The organism is Pseudomonas sp. AE27 (assembly GCF_037113495.1).
Classification (GTDB): Bacteria; Pseudomonadota; Gammaproteobacteria; order Pseudomonadales; family Pseudomonadaceae; genus Aquipseudomonas; species Aquipseudomonas palmensis.
This window is the reverse complement of sequence record NZ_CP146966.1, coordinates 1,885,068-1,902,380: the sequence shown is the minus strand read 5'-3', so window position 1 is coordinate 1,902,380 and position 17,313 is coordinate 1,885,068. Positions and strand designations below refer to the sequence as shown.

At 63.3% G+C, this 17,313-nt stretch carries 15 protein-coding genes and 1 pseudogene; 12 read left to right on the top strand and 4 right to left on the bottom strand.

The genetic code is table 11. The features are described 5' to 3' along the window. Nucleotides 1-5 precede the first annotated feature (5 nt). Nucleotides 6-650: a dTMP kinase gene (locus V9K84_RS08660; protein ID WP_043861249.1), complete on the top strand. Its 645-nt coding sequence runs from the start codon at nt 6-8 to the stop codon at nt 648-650. A gap of 55 nt (nt 651-705) precedes the next feature. Here the strand turns inward: V9K84_RS08660 and V9K84_RS08655 are convergent, their stop codons facing one another. Next, nucleotides 706-1,386 carry a hydrolase gene (locus V9K84_RS08655; RefSeq protein WP_043861250.1) on the bottom strand — a complete coding sequence of 227 codons (681 nt, stop codon included), beginning with the start codon at nt 1,384-1,386 and terminating at the stop codon, nt 706-708. A 261-nt stretch (nt 1,387-1,647) separates the two neighbouring features. On the opposite strand from V9K84_RS08655, the gene mdcA reads away from it, so the two are divergent. The 9 genes from mdcA (at nt 1,648) to madM (ending at nt 8,946) form a co-directional block, all read left to right on the top strand. Next, the gene (gene mdcA / locus V9K84_RS08650) at nt 1,648-3,324 is read left to right on the top strand and encodes a malonate decarboxylase subunit alpha (RefSeq protein ID WP_043861251.1); all 1,677 of its coding nucleotides are present in this window, start codon (nt 1,648-1,650) and stop codon (nt 3,322-3,324) included. Next, a complete protein-coding gene (locus V9K84_RS08645; protein WP_043861252.1) occupies nt 3,324-4,199 on the top strand; it encodes a triphosphoribosyl-dephospho-CoA synthase in 876 nt (291 codons plus the stop codon). Before mdcA ends, V9K84_RS08645 begins: the two co-directional genes overlap by 1 nt. Further along, entirely contained in the window at nt 4,199-4,498 is a 300-nt protein-coding gene (locus V9K84_RS08640; RefSeq protein ID WP_088515130.1) for a malonate decarboxylase subunit delta, read from the top strand. Before V9K84_RS08645 ends, V9K84_RS08640 begins: the two co-directional genes overlap by 1 nt. Beyond that, nucleotides 4,491-5,339, top strand: coding sequence for a biotin-independent malonate decarboxylase subunit beta (locus V9K84_RS08635; RefSeq protein ID WP_043861253.1), 849 nt, complete (start codon nt 4,491-4,493; stop codon nt 5,337-5,339). The genes V9K84_RS08640 and V9K84_RS08635 overlap by 8 nt, the downstream gene beginning before the upstream one ends. Then, nucleotides 5,339-6,142 (top strand): biotin-independent malonate decarboxylase subunit gamma, encoded by an 804-nt coding sequence (gene mdcE / locus V9K84_RS08630; protein WP_088515034.1) that lies wholly within the window; start codon nt 5,339-5,341, stop codon nt 6,140-6,142. Before V9K84_RS08635 ends, mdcE begins: the two co-directional genes overlap by 1 nt. Before the next feature lie 5 nt (nt 6,143-6,147). Continuing rightward, nucleotides 6,148-6,768: a malonate decarboxylase holo-ACP synthase gene (locus V9K84_RS08625; RefSeq protein ID WP_088515033.1), complete on the top strand. Its 621-nt coding sequence runs from the start codon at nt 6,148-6,150 to the stop codon at nt 6,766-6,768. Then, on the top strand, nt 6,765-7,700 hold the full coding sequence (gene mdcH / locus V9K84_RS08620) for a malonate decarboxylase subunit epsilon (RefSeq protein ID WP_088515032.1): 936 nt from the start codon (nt 6,765-6,767) through the stop codon (nt 7,698-7,700). Before V9K84_RS08625 ends, mdcH begins: the two co-directional genes overlap by 4 nt. Before the next feature lie 66 nt (nt 7,701-7,766). Continuing rightward, nucleotides 7,767-8,177, top strand: a complete 411-nt coding sequence (madL, locus tag V9K84_RS08615) for a malonate transporter subunit MadL (protein WP_088515031.1) — start codon at nt 7,767-7,769, stop codon at nt 8,175-8,177. A 1-nt stretch (nt 8,178) separates the two neighbouring features. Then, nucleotides 8,179-8,946, top strand: coding sequence for a malonate transporter subunit MadM (gene madM, locus V9K84_RS08610; protein ID WP_088515030.1), 768 nt, complete (start codon nt 8,179-8,181; stop codon nt 8,944-8,946). Nucleotides 8,947-8,978: 32 nt separating this feature from the next. On the opposite strand, the gene V9K84_RS08605 is transcribed toward madM, so the two are convergent. Continuing rightward, complete coding sequence (locus V9K84_RS08605) at nt 8,979-9,899, bottom strand: LysR substrate-binding domain-containing protein (RefSeq protein ID WP_043861259.1); 921 nt, start codon at nt 9,897-9,899, stop codon at nt 8,979-8,981. 259 nt (nt 9,900-10,158) lie between these two features. Here V9K84_RS08605 and V9K84_RS08600 point away from each other — a divergent pair. Both V9K84_RS08600 and V9K84_RS08595 read left to right on the top strand, forming a co-directional pair. Continuing rightward, nucleotides 10,159-11,122, top strand: a pseudogene (locus V9K84_RS08600) (GNAT family N-acetyltransferase). A 318-nt stretch (nt 11,123-11,440) separates the two neighbouring features. Beyond that, the gene (locus tag V9K84_RS08595; RefSeq protein ID WP_088515028.1) at nt 11,441-12,880 is read left to right on the top strand and encodes a tetratricopeptide repeat protein; all 1,440 of its coding nucleotides are present in this window, start codon (nt 11,441-11,443) and stop codon (nt 12,878-12,880) included. Between the two features lie 47 nt (nt 12,881-12,927). Here V9K84_RS08595 and V9K84_RS08590 read toward each other — a convergent pair whose 3' ends face one another. Both V9K84_RS08590 and V9K84_RS08585 read right to left on the bottom strand, forming a co-directional pair. Beyond that, on the bottom strand, nt 12,928-13,653 hold the full coding sequence (locus V9K84_RS08590; RefSeq protein WP_088515027.1) for a hypothetical protein: 726 nt from the start codon (nt 13,651-13,653) through the stop codon (nt 12,928-12,930). An 83-nt stretch (nt 13,654-13,736) separates the two neighbouring features. Then, nucleotides 13,737-17,252, bottom strand: coding sequence for a hypothetical protein (locus V9K84_RS08585; RefSeq protein ID WP_338794332.1), 3,516 nt, complete (start codon nt 17,250-17,252; stop codon nt 13,737-13,739). Between the last annotated feature and the right edge of the window lie 61 nt (nt 17,253-17,313).

Genomic DNA, 17,313 nt, shown 5'->3' with positions numbered 1-17,313 from the left:
CAACAATGAACCGTCCGCTTTTCGTTTCGCTGGATGGCCCCAAGGGAACCGGCAAGACCACGCTGCTGGAAGCCGTGACCCAGGCACTGCGGGCGGACGGCAGAAAGGTGGTCCGGCTGTCCGAGAAAAACAGCGACCCCGGCCGGGGCGAGACGATGGCGCTCGTCAACGCACTGGTCAGAAACCCCAGCCGGTCGCTGGAGTGGGCGGTTTGCGAACGCCTTGCCGACAGCCGGGCCTGGATTTCCCGGCAGGTGCTGACCAGGCAGCCGCCCAACAGCATCATCCTGATCGACCGCTGGTATCCATCGGATGCGGCGTTTCGCCGGATAGTGCCGTTTGCCGAGATTCTGCGGTTGAACCTCGAGCGCGAGGTGAGTGTGCCGGACCTGCACGTCGGGGTGGTTACCAGCCCGCAGATTTCGTGGGCGAGGGCGGCGGCCAGAACCCGAGGGCTGGGCAGTACCGTGATGTTCAGCCTCGAGGAGCAGGTTGCTGCCACGCAGGCATTCGAGCAGGCGGTTGCGGATAACGGGTGGGTGCTGTGCCGTAATGAAGGCACGGTTGAGGAGGCGGTGAGGCAACTGGTGGCCGAGATCGACGGCGTGCTGGGCGACTCTCGGGCCGAGCACGCCGTGTCAGCTCCATGAATTGCGGGTGCCGCCAACAGTCCCCACCTTGCGATGGGAACCGTTGGCGGGTGAATCAGCTGCGCTGGGAGTCCAGCGCTTCGTTGTTCTTCGCCACCTCCTGTGCCTTTGCGTAGCTTTCGATCAACAGCTGATAGTTGGGGAAGATGCCGGTATAGGCCTGCGCCCACTCAGCCGCGTCTTGCCGGTTCCATGTCTTTTGCAGTTCGGAAGCCACCGCCGCCACGTCGATGGGCACGACACCTGCCTGGACCATTCGCGCAAGGGTGATTTCCTGCGCCATCTTCGAGTAGGTACCGGAGGCGTCGATCACGGCAAACACCTGATAGCCTGCAGCCACCGCCGCAATGGACGGAAAGGCCATGCACACGCTGGTGATGGTGCCGGCAATGATGAGCTGCTTCTTGCCGGTGGCCTTCACGGCGGCGACAAACTCCGGATTGTCCCAGGCGTTGATTTCGCCTTTGCGTGCGATGTAGCGGGCATGCGGGGCGTTCTCATGAATTTCGGGAATCAACGGGCCGTTGGGGCCTTGCGGTACCGAGGCGGTGGTGATCACGGGGATGTTGGACAAGGTCGCGATCCTGGCCAAGGTGCTGGCCAGGCGGCGCAAGGTGGTGAAGGGCATGTCGTGCACTGTCTGGAACAGCCCACTCTGATGGTCGATCAACAGCATGGCGACATCGGTCGGGTCGATGACAGGGGCCTGATTGTTGAAGTTGGCGGGTGCGCTCATTTGGACTCTCCTCTGGGGTAGTGGTGTGAGAGGGAGTCTAGATACGGAACGATAGGGCCGGTAGACGCGTAATTTGCACGTGAGCGTCCTGTTTTGTGAACGATGATTGCAGCGTTCATTGTCAAGCGCACAGGGTAGTGGGCGACGCTTCGATGCCCTGATCGTTAACCTGAGCGTAATGATTCGTCAGCCTGCTTGATTGATGCTCTGGCCGTGTAGTTCCACAGTGTGCCCACTACAGCGAAGACGCGTGGAGTGAGCATGACAACAACAATCTACCCCGACCCGCGCTGGTCGAGTCGCCGCGCTGCCAAGCAGCAGCGACTGCAAAGCGTGCAAGCGTTCGCCGATGGCGTGGTGTTGCCCACCGAACGGATCGTCGAGGCCCTTGAGGCGCTGATGTTGCCCGGCGACCGGGTGGTGCTCGAAGGCAACAACCAGAAACAGGCCGATTTTCTGTCTCGCGCGCTGGCCAGGGTCGACCCCGCCAAGCTGCATGATCTGCACATGATCATGCCCAGCGTCGGGCGCCCCGAGCACCTGGACCTGTTCGAGCGCGGCATTGCGCGCAAACTCGACTTTTCGTTCGCGGGCACCCAGAGCCTGCGCATCAGCCAGTTGCTCGAAGACGGGCTGCTGGAAATCGGCGCGATCCATACCTACATCGAGCTGTATGCCCGGCTGGTGGTCGACCTGACCCCCAACGTGGTGCTGTCGGCAGGGTTCATGGCCGATCGCCAGGGCAACATCTACACCGGCCCGAGCACCGAAGACACCCCGGCGCTGATCGAGCCGGCGGCGTTCAGCGATGGCATCGTCATCGTCCAGGTCAACCAGCTGGTAGAGGATGCGAGCGATCTGCCGCGGGTGGACATCCCGGCCTCCTGGGTCGATTTCGTGGTGGTCGCCGACCAGCCGTTCTATATCGAGCCGCTGTTTACCCGCGACCCCCGGCACATCAAGCCGGTGCATGTGTTGATGGCGATGATGGCGATCCGCGGCATCTACGAGAAGCACAACGTGCAGTCGCTGAACCACGGCATCGGCTTCAACACCGCTGCCATCGAGCTGATCCTGCCGACCTATGGCGAATCCCTGGGCCTCAAGGGCAAGATCTGCCGTAACTGGACCCTCAACCCCCACCCCACGCTGATACCGGCAATCGAGAGCGGCTGGGTCCAAAGCGTGCACTGCTTCGGTACCGAGCTGGGCATGGAACAGTACATCGCCGCGCGCCCGGACGTGTTTTTCACCGGGCGCGATGGCTCGCTGCGGTCCAACCGCATGCTCTGCCAGCTGGCCGGGCAGTACGCCGTGGACCTGTTCATCGGCGCTACCCTGCAAGTGGACGGCGACGGCCATTCCTCCACCGTCACCCGCGGCCGCCTGGCCGGCTTTGGCGGTGCGCCGAACATGGGCCACGACCCGCGCGGCCGGCGGCATGCCACCCCTGCCTGGCTGGACATGCGCCTTGAGCAGGATGGCGCCCCGCAAGCACTGCTGGAGCGCGGCAGGAAGCTGGTGGTACAGATGGTCGAAACCTACCAGGAGGGCGGCAAGCCGACCTTCGTGCCGACCCTGGACGCCATCGACGTCGCCAGAAAATGCGGCATGCCGCTGGCGCCGATCATGATCTACGGCGACGACGTCACCCACCTGCTTACCGAAGAAGGCATCGCCTACCTGTACAAGGCGCGTTCGCTGCAGGAGCGCCAGGCCATGATTGCCGCCGTGGCCGGGGTGACCGCCATTGGCCAGCGACACGACCCCAAGGACACCCAGCGCATGCGCCGCGAAGGGCTGATCGCCTGGCCCGAAGACCTGGGCATCCGGCGCACCGATGCCACCCGCGAGCTGCTGGCGGCCAAGAGCGTCGCCGACCTGGTGCAATGGTCGGGCGGCCTGTACGCCCCGCCCGCCAAATTCAGGAGCTGGTAATGCACGCACTCAATCTGAACACCCGCCCGGTGTCGCTCAGCGAACAATTGGCCGACTTTGCCGTTGATGCGCTGATCGACGAAGCGGACCTGTCACCCAAGCCGGCCCTGGTGGACCGGCGCGGCAGTGGCGCGCACAGCGACCTTGACCTGGGCCTGATGCACGCGTCGGCGCTGACGCTGTGGCCGGCCTTCAAGGCCATGGCCGATGCGGCCCAGGGCCTGGGCGAGATCGGCCTGGCGCTGCGTGAGGCCATCGGCGCCGTGGGCCGCGAAGGCGAACAGGCGATGCTGGCAACCACCGCCGGCGTCAATACCCACCGTGGCGGCATCTGGGCGCTGGGCCTGCTGGTGACTGCAGCCGCCCTGGCGCCTGGCCAACTGGGCGCCTCGGCGGTGTGCACCCGTGCCGCGCGCCTGGCCTTGCTCGATGATCGCCATGCCCCTTGCGTTGCCAGTCACGGCCGGCAGGTCAGCCAGCGGTACGGCACCGGTGGGGCCCGTGAACAGGCGCAACAGGGGTTTCCAGCGGTGCTGCTGCACGGTTTGCCGCAACTCAAGCGCAGCCGCGCTGCAGGCCATGGCGAGCAGAACGCCCGGCTCGATGCCTTGCTGGCGATCATGGCCCGACTGCAGGACACCTGCGTACTGTACCGCGCTGGCCTGCACGGCCTGGCACTGATGCAGGACGGTGCCCAGGCCGTGCTGGATGCCGGGGGCAGCGCAAGCCTGGCCGGGCGGCGGCGTCTGCTGGCGCTGGACCGGCAACTGCTGCAGTGCAATGCCTCGCCCGGTGGCGCCGCCGATCTGCTCGCGGCGTGCCTGTTGATCGATCGCCTGGAGCAGGGCGAGCTGAATGTTCAGGGAGCATGCTGATGGAAACCTTGAGTTTTGAATTCCCCGCCGGCCAGCCTGGCCGCGGGCGCACGTTGGTGGGCTGTGTCGGCTCCGGGGACCTGGAAGTGCTGATAGAGCCTGGCCCTGCCGGCACCTTGAGCATCGCCGTGCAGACATCCGTCGATGGCAGCGCGACGCGCTGGCAGCAGGTGTTTGCGCGAATTTTCGAAGGGCGTACGCCACCGGCGCTGCGCATCGATATCCATGACTTCGGCGCCACCCCCGGTGTGGTTCGCCTGCGTCTGGAGCAGGGCCTGGAGGAGATCGACCATGACTGACCCTACCCAGTTGCTGCACAAGCGCAGCTTCGTCGAGCTGAGTGCTCGCCAGCGCGCTCGAGCGCTGCTCGACAGTGGCAGCTTTCGCGAGCTGATCGACCCGTTCGAACGGCTGATGTCGCCCTGGCTGGCCAAGCAGGGGGTGGTGCCCCAGGCCGATGACGGGGTGGTGATTGCCAAGGGCCTGGTCGACGGCCTGCCGGTGGTGGTTGCGGCCATCGAAGGTGCTTTTCAGGGCGGTAGCCTGGGCGAGGTGGGGGGCGCCAAGATCGCCGGCGCGCTGGAGCTGGCTGCCGACGACAACCGCAAAGGCATTGCCACCCGCGCCCTGCTGTTGCTGGAGACCGGCGGCGTGCGCCTGCAGGAAGCCAACCTCGGCCTGGCGGCGATTGCCGAGATTCATGCCGCCATCGTCGACCTGCGCCAGTACCAGCCGGTGATCGGCGTGATTGCCGGCAGTGTCGGCTGCTTTGGCGGCATGTCGATTGCCGCCGGCCTGTGCAGTTACCTGGTGGTTACCCAGGAGGCACGCCTGGGCCTGAACGGGCCGCTGGTGATCGAGCAGGAGGCGGGTGTGGAGGAGTACGACTCGCGAGACCGGCCGTTCATCTGGAGCCTGACCGGAGGCGAACAACGTGTTGCCTGCCAGTTGGCCGACCGCTATGTGGCCGACGAGGTCAGCCAGATTCGCAGCGAGGTCAGTGCGCTGTTGCAGCAAGGCCTGCCGCCTGTGCCGCGCAGTCAGCAGTCTGGCTATTACCTGCAGCGCCTGAAAGCGCTGGACACCACGGCGCCAATCGACCCGGCGACGGTTCGCCACCTGTATCAAGGAGAACGCTGATGACTGCCTGTTCACTGCGTGGCCTGCACTGGTTCCAGGCCCTGGGCCGCGACGCCGTCGAGGCCAACGACGTACCGCCTTCGTTGAGGGTCGCCGATGGTCGGCTGGGGGAGTGGCCGGTGCGCTATCTGGCCGTGGTGGCCGATGCGCATAACCGCTTTGTTCGCGCACGCCAGGGCGAAGTCGGCCTGGTGGAAGGCTGGGGCCTGGCCCAGGCGGTGGAGCAGGCCATCGCCGCTGACCGCGACCAGTCTTGCAAGCGGGTGCTGGTCGCGATTGTCGATGTGCCGAGCCAGGCCTATGGTCGGCGCGAAGAAGCGCTAGGCATTCATCAGGCCCTGGCCGTTGCCGCCGACAGCTATGCCCGTGCTCGCCTGGCCGGGCACCCGGTGATCGCGCTGCTGGTAGGCAAGGCGATGTCCGGGGCGTTTCTGGCCCATGGCTACCAGGCCAATCGGCTGATCGCGCTGGCCGATGACGGGGTCATGGTGCATGCCATGGGCAAGGCCTCTGCGGCGCGGGTCACGCTGCGCAGTGTCGAGGAACTCGAAGCCCTGGCTGCCAGCGTGCCGCCGATGGCCTATGACATCGACAGTTACGCAAGCCTGGGGCTGTTGTGGCGAACCCTGACTGTCAGCGATGCCGAGCAGCCTTCGATGGCCGATCTCGGGCGGGTGGTGGAATGCCTGATCGAGGCGGTCAAGGACATCCAGTGCAGCGGCCCCGACCTCAGTTGCCGGCTGGGTGCCAGCAACCGCGCCGCGTCGAGCCGGGTGCGCGAATTGTTGCGCGCCCAGTGGTAACGGCCATGAACCCGTACTTGCCTCACGACCTGCTCTGGACCACCTGCCTGGACGGGTTGCCGGCCGATGCGCCGGCCTGGGCGGTGAACGTGCTGCAGCAGGGGCGACCGGTGGTGGTGCGGCGGGCCGAGGGTGCGCCGGGCCAGGTGGCCGTGGGCCTGCGTGGCAGCAACCGCGAACAGCGTTACGCGAGCTGGATACCGGCAAGCAGCGTGCAGCGTCAGGTGAGCCCTGAACAGCTCGCGGCGTACCCGACAGGCACCCGGCAATGGCCGGCGCTGCAGGCCCTGGCGCAACTGAGGCCGGTGCTCGACGCGACGGGGCTGGTGTGGGGCGTCAGCGGTAGCGCGGGTTATGAGCTCGCCTGCGGGGTGGCGGTTCTGCATCAGCACAGTGACCTCGACCTGATTCTGCGTACCCCCGCGCCGATGTCGCGGCTGGCGGCGCGGCAACTGCTTGAGCGTCTGCGGACTCCGCTGTGCCGCATCGATGTTCAACTGCAGACACCCGGCGGCGCCGTAGCCCTGGGCGAGTGGGCCGGCGATGCGCGCCAGGTACTGCTCAAGGCCAGCACCGGCGCCTGCCTGGCGGCTGACCCGTGGCAGATAACGGAGCGCCGGGCATGAGCTGCTGGCTGGTGTTCCCGGGGCAGGGCGCGCAGAAGCCGGGGATGCTGCATGGCCTGGCCGATGAACCGCTGGTGCGCGAGAGCATCGCCGAGGCCTCGGCGGTACTCGGCGAGGACGTGATGCAGCTGGATTCGGCAGCGGCGCTGGCGTCTACCCGTGCAGTGCAGCTGTGCCTGCTGGTGGCCGGGGTGGCCTGTGCCCGATTGCTGTTGCAACAGGCACCCGCACCGGCCTATGTGGCGGGGCTGTCGATCGGGGCGTATCCGGCGGCTGTGGTGGCGGGTGCGTTGAGTTTTGCCGATGCCCTGAAGCTGGTCAGCCTGCGCGCAGAGTTGATGCAGCAGGCCTGGCCCTATGGCTATGGCATGACCGCCATCATCGGCCTGGAGCCTGCGCGCGTCGAAGCGTTGCTGGCGCAGGTGCACAGCGCGGCGACACCGGTGTACCTGGCCAACATCAATGCCGATAACCAGGTGGTGATCGCCGGCAGCGATGCGGCCATGGCCGATGTTGTCGACCGCGCGCGCAGCGCCGGCGTGGTGGTCGGCAAGCGCCTGGCCGTGAGCGTGCCGTCGCATTGCCCGTTGCTGGAGTCCGCCGCCCGGTTGCTGGCTGCAGCGTTCGAACAGGTGAACGTGCGCGCGCCGCAGCTGGGTTACCTGAGCAGCAGTCGGGCCAGGCCGCTGTACAGCGGCGAAAGCATTCGCGATGAACTGGCCTTCAACATGTGTCGGATCGTCGACTGGCGCGCAACGCTGCAAGGCGCCTACGAACGCGGTGTACGCCTGCAGATCGAACTGCCGCCGGGGCAGGTCCTCACCGGTCTTGCCCGGCGCGTGTTCAGCCAGGGCACCACCCTGTGCTTTGAAGGTACCCGCCTGGATACCCTTGTTTCCCTCATGCAACGGGAGGGCCTGCGCCACCTCTGAACCTGCACTGTTTTGCCCGATACAAAAACAACAATTGAAGGCGGTACACCCTGGAGGACAACAACAATGATTATTTACGGTGTGGCTTTACTGGCGATCTGCACGCTGGTGGGCATTGTGGCAGGTGATCTGCTGGGCGCGTTGATGGGCGTGCAATCGAACGTCGGCGGGGTCGGTATCGCGATGCTGCTGCTGATCTTCGTGCGCCTGTACATGCATCGTCATGGTGGCTTGAGCAAGGAGTGCGAGCTGGGTGTGGGCTTCTGGGGCGCAATGTACATTCCGGTGGTGGTGGCCATGGCGGCGCAACAGAACGTTGTCACGGCCCTGCACGGCGGACCGATGGCGGTGCTGGCGGCCATCGGCTCGGTGCTGCTGTGCGGCGCGACCATCGCGCTGATCAGCCGCACGCACAAGGGCGAGCCGTTGCCGGCCGAACCGCTGGATGTACTGCCATCGACCAACGGGGGGCATTGATATGCTGGACGTCATCATCAAGGGCCTGGAACACAATGGCCTGATCACGGCCTTCGCGTTCGTCGGGGTCATCATGTGGGTCTCGGTGGTGCTGTCCAGGCGCCTGACCTTTGGCCGCGTTCACGGCTCGGCAATCGCCATCGTGATAGGCCTGGTGCTGGCCTGGGTGGGTGGCACCCTGACCGGTGGGCAGAAGGGTCTGGCGGACCTGGCGCTGTTTTCCGGCATCGGCCTGATGGGCGGCGCCATGCTGCGCGACTTCGCCATCGTGGCCACCGCGTTCGAGGTGCAGGCCACCGAGGCGCGCAAGGCCGGCATGGTCGGGGCGCTGGCCCTGGTGCTGGGCACCCTACTGCCCTTTATCGTCGGCGCCTGCGTTGCCTGGGCGTTCGGCTACCGTGATGCGGTGAGCATCTCGACCATCGGCGCCGGCGCGGTGACCTATATCGTGGGGCCGGTGACCGGTGCCGCGATTGGGGCCAGCTCCGAGGTGGTTGCGCTGTCGATTGCCACGGGGCTGATCAAGGCGATTCTGGTGATGGTCTGCACGCCCTTCGCGGCGCGCTGGATGGGGCTGGACAATCCACGCTCGGCCATGGTGTTCGGTGGCCTGGCGGGTACGGTCAGCGGTGTGACGGCGGGGCTGGCGGCGACGGATCGGCGGCTGGTGCCCTACGGCGCGCTGACAGCCACGTTCCATACCGGGCTGGGTTGCCTGCTGGGGCCATCGCTGCTGTATTTCGTGGTTCGCGGCCTGGTCGGGGCATGAGCCTGCGCCCCTTGCCCGACAGGGCAGGGGGCTCAACCCTGGGCGTGACGGCCAGCATACAGGCGGCATTCGGCCAACAGGGCCAGCAGGTTCGGATCACGCTCCTTGGCCTTGAGAAACACCACGCCGATTCGCTGCTGCAGGCTGTAGCGCGCCTGCAGCGGTATCAACTTCACCCGGTTCTCATACACCGCGGCAATCCGTCCTGGCAGCAGGGCATAGCCCACCCCGGAGCTGACCATGCTGAGCAAGGTGAAGATATCGTTCACCTGCATCGCCACCTTCGGCGCGAATCCCGCCTGATCGAACACCCTGACGCCATCGCGGTGCGTGGCAAAGCCCTGGGTCAGGGTAATGAAGGTCGAGTCGCGCAGCTCGGCCAGGTCGACATCGGCGTGGGAAGCGAAGGGCGAGTCGACCGGGGTGGCGAGAAAGATATCGTCGCTGAACAGCTCGATCGACTCGCAGTCCGGGTCATGGGTGGTTTCGTCCAGTGAAACCAGAATCGCATCGGCCTCCATGTTCTTGAGCTTGTACAGCAGGTCGAAGTTGGAGCCCAGGATCAGGTCGATGTTGAGCTCGCTACGGCGGATCTTCAGGCCCATGATCAGCTGCGGCACCGTCTTGACCGTCAAGGAGTACAACGAGCCCAGCTTGAATCGTTCAGCGGAAAAGCCTGCGGCCTCGCGGGTCAGGCGCACCGTATCGACCACATCCTGCACCAGCTTTTGCGTACGTTCCTCGAGCACATAGGCGCTTTCCAGCGGCGTGAGGTTGCGCCCCTCATGCTTGAACAGCGGGCAGCGCAGGGCGCTTTCCAGCGAATGGATGGCCCTGTGTACGCTCACATTGCTGGTTTGCAGCTCGGCCGCTGCCCGGGACAGGTTGCCAGTGCGCATGAATGCGAGAAACACTTCGAGCTTTTTCAGGGTGAGCTCTTCATCGATCAGCATGATCGGGCCCCTAGCGAAAGTTGAACCACAGGCTGTGAGTGGAATAGCCCGTGCATGATGGATGGGTGGGCACACAGTAATCAATGTTCGGATGGTTAATGCCAGCGTAACGAATCGTGCCTTGGGTTGAATGATGGGCGGGGTTGTCGCGTGCAGTCTTGCCCAGCTGGTGCGCCGAAATGTCGCAGGTTCGGCGGGCCTGAACGGCTTGGCATTCTGGCGTTATCTCTTAGGATGGCCGGTTGCCGAAAGAACCGTCATGGCAATCGCCATGAAGGGCTTTCATCCTTTGCATATCAAGTGTGGTGAAGATGAACAGGCCTTTCATTTCGCTGTGCCCTGAAATTACCCGGGCACATGCGCTGACGTTGATGGACTGGTTGGAAGACGAACGTGTTACCTGCTATCTGAGTGATTCGCGTGATGTTTCTCGCTCCATCGAACAAGCCATCGATCGGACTCAATTGCCGATCCTGACCCATCTATTCAATCGGGGCGGCCGATTCTTCATGGCCTATGACCGGCATGACGCCCCCGTCGGCTTTGTCCGCCTCGTCAAGACTGGCTCCAACTGCGAGATCGTCCTGGTCATCGGAGACAGCGACAAGTGGGGCCGAAACCTTGGCGCCCGTACGATTCGCGAAGGCATGAAACTGGCCTTCCTCGACATGCGGGCCAAGAAGCTCATCGCCAAGATCCACCCGGACAACACGCGCTCGCTGAAAGCCTTTGTACGCAGCGGCTTTGTGCTGGAGAGCGAAACCCCGACATTGAAGTCATTTGCCATGACGATGGGGCGCTACCTCACGTTCTTGCGCGAAGGTGCCGTGGGCGACTCCACCGGGATCTACATCACAGAAATCGACAAGGCCAGGCTCGAGGGCCTGATCGCGCTAGAGGAAGGCCCGACCGTGGTGGAACTCGAGCATGAGCTCGAGCGAGCCATCGTCGTGAAGCCGCAGCAGGTGGCGCGCAATGTCGTCACGATGAACTCCAGGGCCTTGTTGCAGCTGGACGACGAGGAGATCGAAGTGGCGTTGGTCTACCCCGAAGACGCGGACAGCAGCACCGGCAAGCATTCGGTGTGTTCCGACATCGGCGCCGCCATCCTCGGCTATCAGGAGGGGGACGCCATCGACTGGCGAATCGCTGATCGAACCCGCCGGATCGAGATCCGGAAGGTGCTCTATCAGCCCGAGGCTGCGGGGCATTTCCACCTGTAGCTGCACTTTCAGTGGATGGTGGCGATACAGTGGCTATGCTTGGCGTTTCGCAACCCGGCTCCACGAGCCACCTGATGCTCGATTCCAAGGACGGACCATGCACGCTGAAAGGGATAGCACAAACATAACCGGTGTGATTCGAGCCTACGGCGCAAGGTCTCTTGAGACCGAGCCAGCCTGGGCTGCATTGAATGACACTGGCGGTGCGAGCGCCACGATTGGCGATGACGGGAATGAGGCAGCTGAAAGTACCGACAAGGACGCTTTCGGCCGCGCCATGAAGATGAAGGCTGCCCTTGACCCGTTCAGAGGCTTTGCGTGAGTGCGCAAGTCTGGATGGCGAAATATGGTGCCCTGCGCACCACGCCAGAAGCTGCAGGCAATGGCTGCGCGCAGCAGACCGTATCGGTGCTGCTGGAGGAGGGCTGTACCCTGTGCGATCAGGGCGAGTTCGATGCCGCACAGGCATGCTTTCGTGCCGTTGTGCAGCAGTGTCCTGACTGGGCTGTTGGCCATAACAACCTGGGTTGGGCCTTGCAGCAATCGGGGCGCAATGAGGACGCAATTTCGAGCTACAAGGCTGCGATCAGCCTGCAGCCTGCCTTCGACCTGGCCAAGGCCAACCTGGCCTTTTTGCTGGCCACGCTGTATGGCCACATGGGCCAGCACGACTCGGCCCGTGGCATGTGGAAGGTCCTCGGCGAACTGTACCCGCGCGATCCAGAGATCCTGGAGCAACTCGTCAGCACTTCATTGCGTACTCACGACCTTGACGCTGCGGGCCTGTGGGCTGCGCACTATGCCTCTGTAGTTCGTGGTGACGAGCGCAGCCTGTCTCAACCCGGTGCCTGCGAAGGGCGTGGCGCTGTACCGAGGGCTTCGCGGGCGAAGCTGGCCCACGACCTGGAGCAGTTACGCTATTTGCGAGACCACCAGCTGATTGGTCCGCGTCTTGAGGCGGAGATTGCTAGCTATGAGGCAGCTCTCCAACCATTCGAACAGCCCAACAGTTTGGCAACACCCCCGGCCAACGTCGCTGCGCTGCCCCCGAGCTACGGGCGTAATGTGCACCAGTTGCAGGCTCCGCGACTGCAAGAGGGGGCCTTGAAGATGAGCCAGGCGCTGCTGCGAGCTGAACGCGATTACCTGGAGAGCCCCCTGGGCCTGGTCGTGATCGACGACTTCCTGTCTGCTGATGCACTGGCGCTTGTGCAGGCGTTCTGTTTGCAGTCCACCATCTGGCATACCGACCGATATGCTCATGGTCGGCTCGGCGCGTTCTTCAGGGAGGGTTTCAATTGCCCGCTTCTGCTGCAGGTTGCCGATGAGATTCGGCGTTGCTTCCCCCAGCTTATCGGCAAGCATCACCCATTGCTTCAGATGTGGGGGTTCAAGTACCAGCATGACCAGCCTGCGACACACCCCCATGCAGACTTTGCCGCTGTGAACGTGAACTTCTGGATCACGCCGGACGAGGCAAACCTTGACCGCGACTCGGGAGGGCTTGTGGTCTACGACGTCGAGGCACCCTCTGACTGGGATTTCGAAACCTACAATCGCCAAGGTGATCGAATTGCCGCCTTTCTGAAGGAGGCTGGAGCCCGGCGCACAGTCATCCCTTACAGGTGCAATCGCGCTGTGATTTTCAACTCAGATCTGTTCCATGCCACCGCGCCACTGGCTTTCCGGCCGGGCTACCTCAATCAACGGGTCAATGTGACGCTGCTTTTCGGGGAGCGTGGCAGCGCGCCGGGGTAATGAGACTTGCCAGCCCGGTGAGGTAGCCACCGGGCTGGCAGCATCGGCTATTCGCCTTGCGTGCGGATGTCTACCTGCATGCTACCGACGTTGTCCGTCAGGCCCGCACCATAAATCCCTTTGAGGTCATCGTTGATGCACAGTTGCAAGGCCCCCGACTGTCCTGCCGGCACCTTGACCTGAGGCCCAACCAGAAACGGTGCGTTGTCGCCAATGCGGCCGATCAGGGCCCCCTCGAACTGGCCTGGCAGGGTATAGCCTTGCTTGGCGCGATAGTTCGTGTTGCCGGCCGGGCCTGTTTTCCCTGTTGCCGGGTTGGAAGTCCAGGAGCCTTGCGCTGCAATCAGGGTGACCTGGCGGCCAGTCACTGTCAGGCCGCTTTGCTGCCAGGCTTGATTGGCCTGAATGGTCACGGTAACCGGATACAGGATGTTCACTGCATCACTGACGCTGGAGGCGTCGAAACCCGCTTTGCCAAGGGCTTCATTCATCTCGGTGGCCGGTGTGGCTGGCAGCACTTTCGGGTTGAGAATGGTTTTCCCGACGTCAAGCGCAGTCAGGTCCGGATAGGTGGTGTGCAGGATGATTGCGAGTTGGGTCGCGGTCAGGGGCGAGAAAACCTCGATCACGGCTTCGGCCACTGCGGTGTTGTCGGTGGTAGCCCCTCGGGCATGTGACTGGAGCTGGGCCAGTGCCTCTTTGACCGCCTCAAGGGGGCTCAGCCCTTGTTGCTTAAGAGACTGCAGGATGCTGATCAGGGTTTCGGTGCTCATGCTGTTTACCTCTCGTAGTCGCTGTTTGTAATGGGGTGAATGACGCAGTTGAACGGTGGATCTTCTTGCTCGGCATGGCGGCGTCACTGATAAGCGAGCACCAGCGCAGTTGATAGCTCCACAGGCGAGATGGCGGGGTACGCCAACTTGAGGCCTGTCGCTGTGTCCGTTGCGGGGTAACCTGCCTTTGCCATGGCGCGCGCCATCTCTGATACGCCAAGCTGTGGGAATGCCTTCAACAGATTGACTGCGCACAGCTCACCAGGCACGCCCTGGCCACGCTGGGAGGCGGCAAACTGCAACGGATCGGGATACGCCAGGGCAAGTACGGTCGCCAGCTCAAGAGGTGGGGTATCAGGCCACACAGCAAGCAGGCCATTGCTGGTCTCAATGGCCGGGTAGCCGCCTTGCGCCATGGCGATGGCCAAAGTCTGCGGTGTCAGGTTCGGGAATGCCGCTATCAACTGTGTACCGCACGCGCTCCCCTCGATAGTGAGGGCATGCAGCGCGGTGGCCATTTCTGATGCGGTTGCATAGGGCGTAATCGTCACCTCGACGACGGCCGACGGCACGCCCGCTACGTAGTTCACCTGGTCGGCGCCAGGCAGCGCCCAGACCTGCACCTGGTAAACGGAAGGCGAATGCGAAGGGCAGGGTAGAGCGAAGTCTGCATGCTCGACGCCGCTTTCCTCCCGGGCGTGCAGCTCAATAACCAGAGGGGCAGCCCCTTTCTTCTGCGCCAATGCCTGGTAGCGCAATGCACCAGCAACCGAACGCCAGCGCAACACAACATTGCTGCCGATACTGCTGGCCTGGAAGTCCTGGGGCTGGCCTGGACGTACAAGCGTCAGCGGCTCGCTGTCTGGACTCGCTACGGATGCATGCCCACCCTTGGCCGTTACGCTGAAGCGATAATCCCCCGCTGGGGAAGCCTCTTCGAAAATGAATGCGTATGTCGCAGGTGGGAGCGACTGATCTGCGCCGGGCTCGATCTGGACCCTATCGGTCGCACTCCCCGGCAGGCGGGTAGAGAGCTCGTACGAGGAGGCCCCGGCAATCGGTGCCCAACTCAGCTGCACTCCATATGCTGGCGCCGGGACCGTGGTGTCTGCTTGAGCGCTGGGTTGGGCCGGCGCTGTCAGCCGGTTGAAGGGAGCCGCCGCCCAGCGGGTGGCCGATTGTTCATGAACACCCTGGACCTGGGCCGTGTAAGGGCCTGAAGGCCACTCTGGGCCAAACTCGAACTGGGTCTGCCGGGCCGCACCCGCCAGGTCCGGGTTGTTCAGCAGGATGGTCGCGGCACTGTCGAGCAATTGCGCGTGATAGCGCGCATTGCCCTGGCCACCCCCCCAGGTCAGAGTGACCACACGGTTGGTGATGGTGACTCGCGGATCAACAGGCGGGCTCTGTGTCGCGGTTCCTGTTCCTGTTCCTGTGCCGCCAGTGCCAGTGCCAGTCCCTGTGCCTGTGCCAGCAAAGAAATCTGCAACCGCGACTACGGCCCCGGCGACCAGGGCCCCAGCAGCGCCGGCCCCCGCCTCTGCGGCTGTGGCTGCGGCAAGGGTCTCTGCAGCTGTCGCAACAACAGCATCTGCTGCTACACCGTCGATCAAGGCCTGGCAGGCAAGAGTAGCGGCATAGGAGGCCGCGGCTTTTCCCGCGGTGAGGCCAATGACGGCAGCAATGGCCTCTCGGTTTTTCACCAGGGCTTTGACAAATGATTCAGCTGCTGCAGCCAGAGCACGTTCGATGTAGTTGCCCAACTCGGAAAAGCTGATCGAGTTGGGTAGGGGGATCGACACCAACCCTGGAAATGGAATCGCTACCGCGGTGAGGGAGGTCTGCGCGACGCAGAGCGTATAGGACCCATCGAGGACCAGCGTTACCCCCTCATCATTTTCCTGGGTACCAAACGAGACACTCACGCGGAATTTCGACTGTAGAAGCTTCTCGAAGGCGAACCCGACGAGTTTGCCGCACCCGGCGCTGCCCTGGTCGGAGAGTTTCTGCAGTGTCTTGATGAAATCGATGGCGTTGGTCAGATACTCGAAACTTGGCCAGTTCGTCACCTGGAAGCCACCGTCCTTGCTGTACCGAAGCCCCAGGGATGTGCCAGCGGGCAGGAACGGTGGGTAGTTCGATAGCGCCGTGAGCGTACCGTCGACCTGGGTGTTTCCCTTCGCGTTTCTGGTGGCTTTCACGCGGACGTCGACGCCAAATTGTTCCTGCATGAACCATAGGCTGCCAACGAAACCCATAGAGGATTTCTTCTCGACGGTAGACAGCTCGAACGCAGGCCCGCCGATGGGCTGTGAGGCGCGTGATGCCGCGATGGTCACGATGAAGAGGTCGATGGGCTTGCCCAGGCTGATATCGGCAGTGACGCCATCCTCGGCAATCTGGATCGTGCCGACCACTTCCAGGGTCTTGACGAGTGTCAGGTCGAACAGCGCCCTTATGTTGAACCCATTCTGGTAGTCGATGCTGGCGCTAAGTTGACGATCGGGCAGGTCCCCCTCGGCAGGGCATGAGAATGTCTCCAGTCTTGCGAGTTGGCTTCCAGCGGCCGAGCGGTAATACAGCTCGCTGCCTGCCTTGAAGGTGATGTCGATGAGCGAGGTCGGCCACGGGGCCCCCGGGATGCATTGGTTGAACACATCACCGATCGACAGTGCCTTGTCGACTTTTATGCTGGCCACCTGGGGTTTGCCGTTGTGCAGGTAGATGTACCCGGTCAGCTGGGCTGAGCCGACTCTGACCGTACCCTGGACCTGGAATGTTCGTTGATCTTCGTTGTCGCCATAGCGAGCGAATATCCCGAACACCAGGCGCTGGAAGGTAATGCCACGCATCTGGTCGCCGAAGAGCCTGGTAACGCTTTGATCGGGTTCGGCACTTTTCAAGCAGGCTGAGAAGGTTCTGTTGACCTCGTCCGAGTTCAGTACCCCTTCGAACAGATACTGCTTCTCATCAAAAAGGGACACACGCAGCTTGCCTTTGACATTGAGCTGTCTGGCTTCCTTGAAGCGATATCGAACCTCGACCTCTTCAAAGCCGAACAGCTTGAACAAGCGGATGTTCGGCAAGCTGGCCAAGTAGATCGCGTCACTCACCGCCTTGCCGGCGACAGTCCCTCTAGCCAGCACCGCGGAGAGTGAAAGTTTGTCACCGTCGCCAGAGGGCGAGGCGTACCCTATTTCGATCAGGCTGCCGAACAGCTTGATATCGTCGAGGCTTACCGTCAGCCAAAACCCCGCTGTATTGGTCATCGGCTCGGTGGCCCTGGAGACACTGAGTGGAACCGGCGATTGCGGGAAAATCTTGTGCAAAGAGGTGTTCGGGGGGACCGCCCCGTTGCCGAAATGACTGAATGTGAAGAACCCGGCATCCATCACCCTCAGATATTCGGCCGGAAGCTCGATATCGAAGGCTTTGTTGAGTTCAGCGAGAACATTCCACCCCTGTGCATCCTCTGTTCCCAGGTCTGCATAGATCAGGCTGTACTGGCGTGACAGGTCCAGCTGGCACTTGCTTCGGGCGGCGATCTTGCGACCAAAAATCTCCGACCAGGCAAAGTGCGCCGTAACGCGGATATCCATGGGCGAGGGGCCCTCCCGCAGGCAGGTACATCAATGCGGTGGGGCATAGTGACATGCCCCA